Genomic DNA, 8,013 nt, shown 5'->3' with positions numbered 1-8,013 from the left:
ACAAAACGAGTGGCTACCATTTCTGTTATAGATAAGTATGTATATGAACTATCATGACAATCAGGTTATTAACTAAATTAGAACTTCCGCTAACGAGAATTATGTGAACACAAAAGTCCCCCAGTTAAACAATCTGGGGACTTTTAATGGGCTTTTAAATACATTGAATCCCGATAATGATACGTTATGTCAACTTAACATGTATAGAATATGTATCTAAAAATCCTAACAAATCGTTTCTTCTTAATGGTATAATTAGGAATAGGAGGGAAATATATCATGTTAAGAGTGAAACCTAAATGTGTAAGTTGCGGAAAAAACATTCAAGGCAGGGAACTTATTTATGTAGAGCTACACTATCCTCATTATGCTGGCATGACTGAAATAAAGAAATGGCTTGATAACGAAGGCAAAATTCATTGTAAAGATTGTCACTCTAAACAGTAAAAGGATATGCTTGGAATCTCTCTCCGAATGAGGGGGTTACTATAGAGCAATCATTTCTTAAGGAGTGCATATGAAATCAAAAGATAAAAAAAAAGAAATACAAGAGAAATATAGAGAGAAAGTACAACTAGCAAAAGAAAGTAAAAAGTACACCATAGAAGCATGTATCGTTGTTACCATAATTGTTCTATTTGTGGTACTAAATTTAGTTTTTAAAAACTTTTAGCTAACTTTGCTTCTAATAACAAAAATGGTTCTGTTGCAAAGTTTGAAAAAAGCATAAACAGGTTGGTAAATGAAGAACAATGTTTAGGAAGTAGCTAGTAATTGTTGAAGTTCAGTGTACGTTGAAAAGGCGGAGTCTCTTTGAAGACTTCGCCTTTGTTTATATAGGGCATGTATGGTTTCAATACCTTTAATTGTACGTGAAGCATGACGAAGATTTTGAAATCCTGCGGATTTGACAAAACGTCTCTTTACATACCTATGATCCTGTTCAATAAGATTGTTTAAATGTTTGATTGTACAATGGATTGTAGTTTGATAAAATCCTTGTTTTCTTAATTTGTTACATGCGCAAAGTAATGCTGGCGCTTTATCTGTAGTGAGAACCATTGGTTCTCCAAAATGTTTTACTAATCTTTTCATGAAGGCATAGGCAGCCTGATAATCCTGTTTTTTACGAAATTGAATATCCAATGTATGTCCACCTTTACCAATTGCACGATAGAGATAGCACCATTTTCCCTTAACTTTGATATAAGTCTCATCCAAATGCTAGGATAAGCGTGCAGATTTATTTTTCACTTTCCAAATTTGATAGATGAGGTTGCCATATTCATGAACCCATCGCATGATGGTTGTTGGGTGCACTGAAATACCACGTTCTTTCAGGATTTCAGATACATCATGATAACTTAAAGAAAAACGGCAGTAGTAGCCGACAGCTACTAAAATAATCTCTTTCTTGAATTGTTTTCCTTTAAAATATCTCATGTCTGATTCTCCTAGATCATGTTTTCTAGAGTGTAGTTTCATGTAGAAAATTTTGCAACAGAACCGTCAAAGGCTTGTTTTTCGTTCCTTGGGTTTGAGTACTGGATGAAGGAACACGTTGCACTGACACCCGCTAGATTGGCGACTTCTTCTTGGCGAAGTCCCGGCGTTCTTCGACGGCCACAGTTATCGAGGGTTCATAGAAGGGACGGACATTTTCTTCCGCTATATGAGCGTATTGTTTTGTTCGAAACCATAAGTATAATAAAGGGAGAGATTGAGCTTTAGGAGGAAACTGATGGAAAACAATGAAATGATGAAACAATGGATTTTTGAGTTGTTCATCCGGTTGATTAGTCAGCAGGAGGTAAACAACAGTAAATTGACCCAGAGAGTCGGAGAAGAGATGCAAAAGATGAAAGATGAATTAGGCTTTGATCTTGACCTAAATATATCTGAAATTCATTTGATTGCGTGCATAGGTGACCATGAGCCGATTAATGTCACAACCGTCTCAGAGAAGATAAATTTGACGAAGGGTTCAATAACGCGTATTAGCACCAAGCTGTTGAGAATGGAATTGATCTGCAGAGTACAGCTCAATGAAAATAAAAAAGAAGTATATTTTCGGTTAACACCAAAAGGTCGGAAAGTATACGAGATTCATGCGCGACTTCATCACGAAGTCGAACAGCGATTTAAGCGCTTTTTAAACAAGTATACGCCTGAGCAGCTGGCCTTTTCCAAGATGCTACTGAAAGACCTGCTAGACTGGGAATATTGAGTAAGGGTTCGTTCGTCACGTATTTGCTGGACAAGAAATTTTTTAAAAATGATATTGATTCTCAACGAAACTTGTGATATTTTTGTTTTGTGCAAAACAAAAATAATCGTATTGTTTTGCTCGAAACAAAAAAGAGATGGTTATCAACATGAAAAGAATCAATCCGAAAACACTAACAGATACAAATCATGTCATCTCTCAAATTGTGGTGACATCGCGGTCCAGTCTGGCCTTCATCTTTGGACAGGTGGCGTTGAATGATAAGGGAGAATTGATCGGTTCCGGTAATTATGGATTGCAGGCGCTTCATACTAATCCGAAGCTTGCTCTTGAAGCGGTAGGTGCGGAACTGGAGCATGTCGCTCAAATGAAAATTCATGTGGTAGATCATCGACCGGAATTGGTGGATATTATTTTCAATGCCGGCTTCGAGGTATTTGGTTTAACATGGCCCTTGACGGCAAGCACATTTTCAGGCGTTCAATCGCTTGCGTTTCCGGATGGCTCATTGGAATTGATGCCATTGTTGCACTGCCATAATTGGCATTTAAAATACTATAGGGGGAGTGGATTCGAGTGGATTTTGAAGTCATCGTTGTCGGCGGAGGACCAGTTGGCATGATGCTGGCATCAGAGCTGACCTTGGCTGGAGTGAAAGTGTGTGTTCTTGAGAGATTGAAGGAGACGACGCCTTATTCCCGTGCCCTAACTCTTCATCCCCGCACACTGGAAATTTTTGATATGCGCGGGCTGAAAACGAAAATAATGAGCAAAGGAAAGATGATCTCGACAGGACATTTTGCGGCATTGGATACCCGTTTGGATTTCTCGGCATTGGATTCTTCCTCAAATTACACGCTCTTTATTCCACAGCATGATACAGAGAAGATGCTGGAAGAATGGGCAAGAAGTCTTGGCGTGGAGATTCGGCGGGAAGAAGAGGTTGTATCGATACGCCAGGATCGGCAAGGGGTTGAGGTTGTTTCTGTCGGTCCGAATGGAGAATCCGTGTTGTCGGCCGCTTATGTTGTCGGTGCAGACGGTGCAAGAAGTATTGTCAGAAAACAGGTAGGTATTCCCTTTGTGGGTACAAACACGACCTTTACCGCTATGCTGGGAGATGTAGTTTTGTCGAATCCTCCTGAATCGAGTGTGATTTCTCGCTTCAGTCAGCAGGGTCTGGTCATGATTGTACCGGTGACGCCCCAATTGCATCGGGTGGTTTTGATAGATCCGGAGAGGATGGATATGCCGAAGGAAGAACCGGTTACTTTAGAAGAGCTGCGTTCGGGATTGATACGTATCCTCGGAAGCGATTTTGGGATTTCTGAACCATATTGGCTATCCCGCTATGGGAATGCGACACGGCAAGCTGAGCGTTACCGAAAGGGAAGGATTTTCCTAGGGGGGGATGCGGCGCATATTCATTTCCCGGCTGGCGGACAGGGGCTGAACGTAGGCTTACAGGAAGCCATGAATCTTGGCTGGAAGCTGGCTGCCGAGATAAAGGGCTGGGCTCCGGATTGGCTTCTGGACAGCTATCATGCGGAACGATTCCCCATTAATACGGCCCTGCTTAGAAATACCGAGGTTCAAACGCTGTTGTTTGAATTCACGCCAAGAATGATGGAGTTGCGGGACATGTTGTCCAGCCTGCTTCAAATACCTGCGGCCAATTATCTGTTATCTGCCCAAATCTCCGCATTTAATGTCCGGTACGCGCCGGATGCGGAGGCACTGTCGCACCCGTTGAACGGTCGCCGCTTCACGGAATTGAAGCTCCGGCTGGAGAATGGCGCAATCTGGAATGCCTATGAGCTGTTTCATTCTGGTTCCTTCCTCTTGCTTCATCTTGCTTCAGATGAACACGTGGATGACGCTGTTGAATGGTCGAAATACAAACATGTTCAGGTTGTCCGCGCTTCGCTTATCGAGAAAACTTCAGATTGGAACGATGTTCATACGGCGTTGATTCGTCCAGATGGACATATAGCATGGGCGGTTTCCAAATCGGAGCCGGATCGGATGGAAGCCATCAGGCAGGGAATCATCCGCTGGTGTGGAGGTCATGATTTTTCATAATAAAATTGTTTTGCGAAAAACAATAATAAGGATGAACCGGCCTGTGAGCGGAGGTACAAGGGAGAGTGACAGGATTCTAGAGTATGTATTATGCATATGAGAGAAGCCACAGATAAACAATTTTTCTAGTCCTCTTTGGCTTCTGGGGGTATGATCGCATCGCTACCAAGCCAAGAAAATAGAATATCCCCATGCCTATCAAATTAAGAATAAAGAATACCCCCAGGACAAAGATTTTGAGCAAATTGCTTAGTTCCCTCGTTTTGGGGGTGTTTTCTTTTTAGGTTGATGGATATGGGTCGGGACCCCTATTATAAAATCAACGTTTGCAGCATACTTTTTATCAAACTTTATTGAAAATCAACATTTGGTGAGGGAGAGTATTTGTTTTTCAAAAGATTAAAAGTTATTCTTTTTTCAGGTTTTTTCTATGTCGTTGATAGAAATACTAATTTCTTCAAATTCTATATCAAAAGCAAATTTAGAATTCCTATTTGTATATGCTTTAGCATTTTCATGTGCGTATTTTATTTTCGCTGTTCCGTTTCAATTAATGATTTATAGAATAAGATTTATTAAAAGGTTTGGTATTTTATCCCTTTTTATTTATATTTTAGGTTCTTTTCTTGCATATTTTATTACTAATATTTCTGACTTGAATTTAGAAATATCTTTTTTAACTCAATTAAATACATATTTTTAGTTCAGGTATATTATTTGGGATTCTATAACTATTGATTATACAAATAAATAATAATCAAATAAAAAATGGATCCAGTATAATATCTTTTTCTTCTTTATTAATACTAATTAATTGTCCGTATAAGTGATATTCTAGTCGTTCCAATATTTGAATATTTTGTTGTTTTCTCCATCGAGACGATTTGAAATAGATTAAAACATTCAGTGTACAAAATAGAAAAACTAAAAATAGTTGTAATACAATTCCTCCTGATGAACAATAACATCCTTAATTTTTGTTACAAAGGAAACTTTCATTATTTGGTTTTCTCCATAAAAATAAAAATGGATCCAATAAATGTTCGGATTCATTCTCTATCATTTAGTTCAATAACAAATAATTAAATTTATACAATACTCTATCTAGTATCGATTTGTGAATATTTTAAATGAAAATAAAAGTATCCTTTTTTTGCTTGTATACAGTCTAATCTATGTAGAGAATACAAAAAAGGAAGTGAAAACATGATAATTGAGCAAGATGTTCTAGCGGCAAAGAGTGGAGATAAAGAAGCTTTTATCCGGCTTATTAAAAGTATAGAACATAGTTTATTTCAAACAGCCAAAACAATTTTGAAGCACGATGAAGATACTGCTGACGCCTTACAAGAAACGATTTTGAAAGCATATCAATCGATACATAAATTAAATCATGTGGAGTATTTTAAGACATGGATATTTAGAATTTTAATTAATGAATGCACTACGATGATTGGGAAACGTTCTAAAACAGTACCTATGGAGTATATAGAAGAACCTGTTTCTATTTCTCATCATGATCAACAGATTGAGATGCAAGATTCTATAGAGAAATTACCTATGAAACAGCGAATAGTTATTGTCTTGCATTATTTTCAAGATATGACGTTAAAACAAGTTGCAGATACATTGAATCTTTCTGAAAGTGCAGTTAAAAAACGATTACAACAAGCAAAAGTAGAACTTTTACATCAATTTAATGTAAATGAAAAGGAGAAGATGCAGTATGAATCCATTTGAAATCGATAAAACGATTCAAAAAGAAAAAGAGAACATGTATGAAATGTCTTCACATGTACGTCAAAAGTTAGACCAAACCTATCAAATGATTCAAGATATGCCTTTGCAGAAAGAGAAAAATAGATTTTTATTTTTCCAAAACAAAGGAATTGCGGTAGCTACAGCAAGTATATTACTAGGAATCGGGACATTTTGTTCGGGATTTGCTTCTCCAACTATGGCAGAAGGAATCAAAAAAGTTCCGATTGTAGGTGAAATATTTCAAGCTTTGGAACATGATCTTGGATTGCAACAAGCAAGTAAAAAGGGCTGGATAAACGCTGTTCGAAGTGAAAGTTCTTTTCAGAATCTCAAATTACATGTGAGTGAATCTATATTTGACGGAACACGCGCAGCGATGGTTGTCAATGTTGAAGGGTTGAATATACAAGATGGTCAAGTTGTGTTAGGAAATGAAAAGAAAAAGCTCACAAACACAATTGAAAGTATGCAAGTAGAAGTGAATGGAAAACCGTTCATGCAAGGTGCTTCTTATGAGATGGCAGGAAAACGACATCCAAATTCATTTATTGTACAATTAGCAGCTGCTGACGAGAGACAAACAATGAATGCAGAAGAATATACGAAATTACCAAATGAATTTCAAGCGAAGCTAAAGATACAATTTGAAGGTATGGATCATGTATTTGAACTGAATGTACCGGTACAAAAAACCGTTGCAGATGTTGTACGAATGAAAACACAGGTACAAAAAGAAAAAGGTGATATGACATTCTCTGTATCCAAGCTTACCGTAACACCTGTTACAACCCATGTAGTTGCTTCTTTTACAGCAAAAGATTTTCAATTTGATATGAAAAAACAAATACGAGTAGCGGTATACGATGAAAATGGTACACAATTAGAACAGTTAGACTCTTCTGGAGAGTTAAACAAAGATTCTTACACATTAGACATCAACTACATTTCAAATGGTTCTATTCCGAAAAAAATTGTTTTAAAACCGTATATAGATAATGACAAATCTCGTAAAGCAAATGAAAATGAGTGGATAGAAGGGTTACCAATAGAGATACATGTAGAAAACAAACAGTGAGATAGGAGATGAAATCAAAATTAACCACGTTTCATTTACTCATCGTTGCGTTTATCACTGTATTTACCCTATATGTGAGAAATACCTTTATGCTTTTTAGTGTGGAAGGTAAGGATATTTTCACCCTTATTCATATAGGTAGAAAGGAGAAAGATATGTCAATTATGTTTGAAGTTCCATCCTGGCATGTTCTCGTACTGGTATTTCTGATTGGTTCTATATTCTTATGTACTTCAGAGAGAAAATTCACATATTCGCAATATGTTTTACTCGTGACTTTTCTCATATATGTCATGGGTGTGATTCATTTCACACTCTTTCCTTTAGAGATTAATATTGGTAAATACGCGAATCAAGCACCTTGGTATAGCTCGGTTAACCCAATACCCATTCTCACGATAGATATCAAAACGTTTGTTTTAAATGTAATTATGTTTCTTCCATTAGGAGTATACTTGCCATTTCTCAAAAACAAATATCATTCTGTGAAAGACATAGCAAGAATTGGATTTTTCATGAGTGGCATCATTGAAATCATACAATTATGTTTAAGAATTTTTGTAGGAAACGGAAGAAGTATGGATGTCAATGATTTAATTGCGAATACATTAGGATGTATTGTTGGATACTTAGTCATTCAGAAGATATTCCAAATAAATCTTATTAGAACATGGTTGCAACATTTTGTTGTATATAAATAATCAAATCGGGTTCTGTTGCAAAGTTAAAAAAAAGCATAAACAGGTTGGTAAATAAAGAACAATGTTTAGGAAGTAGCTAGTAATTGTTGCAGTTCATTGTACGTTGAAAAAGCGGAGTCTCTTTGAAGACTTCGCCTTTGTTTATATAGGGCATGAATGGTTTCATA

Annotated in this window: 8 protein-coding genes and 2 pseudogenes; 8 read left to right on the top strand and 2 right to left on the bottom strand. The window is 37.0% G+C overall.

The genetic code is table 11. The features are described 5' to 3' along the window. The first annotated feature begins 279 nt into the window (after positions 1-279). Both LOK41_RS26660 and LOK41_RS26655 read left to right on the top strand, forming a co-directional pair. Complete coding sequence (locus LOK41_RS26660; protein ID WP_241818995.1) at positions 280-447, top strand: Fe3+ hydroxamate ABC transporter substrate-binding protein; 168 nt, start codon at positions 280-282, stop codon at positions 445-447. Between the two features lie 70 nt (positions 448-517). Continuing rightward, a complete protein-coding gene (locus tag LOK41_RS26655) occupies positions 518-673 on the top strand; it encodes a hypothetical protein (protein WP_241818994.1) in 156 nt (51 codons plus the stop codon). A gap of 83 nt (positions 674-756) precedes the next feature. Here the strand turns inward: LOK41_RS26655 and LOK41_RS26650 are convergent. After that, positions 757-1,443, bottom strand: a pseudogene (locus LOK41_RS26650) (IS6 family transposase). A gap of 298 nt (positions 1,444-1,741) precedes the next feature. On the opposite strand from LOK41_RS26650, the gene LOK41_RS26645 reads away from it, so the two are divergent. The 6 genes from LOK41_RS26645 to LOK41_RS26620 all read left to right on the top strand — a co-directional run bounded on the left by LOK41_RS26645 (position 1,742) and on the right by LOK41_RS26620 (position 7,846). After that, positions 1,742-2,227: a MarR family transcriptional regulator gene (locus LOK41_RS26645; protein WP_241818993.1), complete on the top strand. Its 486-nt coding sequence runs from the start codon at positions 1,742-1,744 to the stop codon at positions 2,225-2,227. Positions 2,228-2,375: 148 nt separating this feature from the next. Next, positions 2,376-2,849: a RidA family protein gene (locus LOK41_RS26640; protein WP_241818992.1), complete on the top strand. Its 474-nt coding sequence runs from the start codon at positions 2,376-2,378 to the stop codon at positions 2,847-2,849. Beyond that, the gene (locus LOK41_RS26635) at positions 2,804-4,309 is read left to right on the top strand and encodes a monooxygenase (protein WP_241818991.1); all 1,506 of its coding nucleotides are present in this window, start codon (positions 2,804-2,806) and stop codon (positions 4,307-4,309) included. The genes LOK41_RS26640 and LOK41_RS26635 overlap by 46 nt, the downstream gene beginning before the upstream one ends. Before the next feature lie 1,206 nt (positions 4,310-5,515). After that, on the top strand, positions 5,516-6,049 hold the full coding sequence (locus tag LOK41_RS26630) for a sigma-70 family RNA polymerase sigma factor (protein WP_241818990.1): 534 nt from the start codon (positions 5,516-5,518) through the stop codon (positions 6,047-6,049). Continuing rightward, positions 6,036-7,145, top strand: coding sequence for a DUF4179 domain-containing protein (locus LOK41_RS26625; protein WP_241818989.1), 1,110 nt, complete (start codon positions 6,036-6,038; stop codon positions 7,143-7,145). The genes LOK41_RS26630 and LOK41_RS26625 overlap by 14 nt, the downstream gene beginning before the upstream one ends. A 155-nt stretch (positions 7,146-7,300) precedes the next feature. Further along, a complete protein-coding gene (locus tag LOK41_RS26620) occupies positions 7,301-7,846 on the top strand; it encodes a VanZ family protein (RefSeq protein ID WP_241818988.1) in 546 nt (181 codons plus the stop codon). Between the two features lie 65 nt (positions 7,847-7,911). Here the strand turns inward: LOK41_RS26620 and LOK41_RS26615 are convergent. After that, a pseudogene (locus LOK41_RS26615) lies at positions 7,912-8,013 on the bottom strand (IS6 family transposase); the annotation flags it as partial.

Source organism: Bacillus sp. TL12, assembly GCF_022625245.1.
Classification (GTDB): domain Bacteria; phylum Bacillota; class Bacilli; order Bacillales; family Bacillaceae_G; genus Bacillus_A.
The sequence above is the reverse complement of the archived record's forward strand: the minus strand, read 5'-3'. Positions and strand labels throughout refer to the sequence as shown.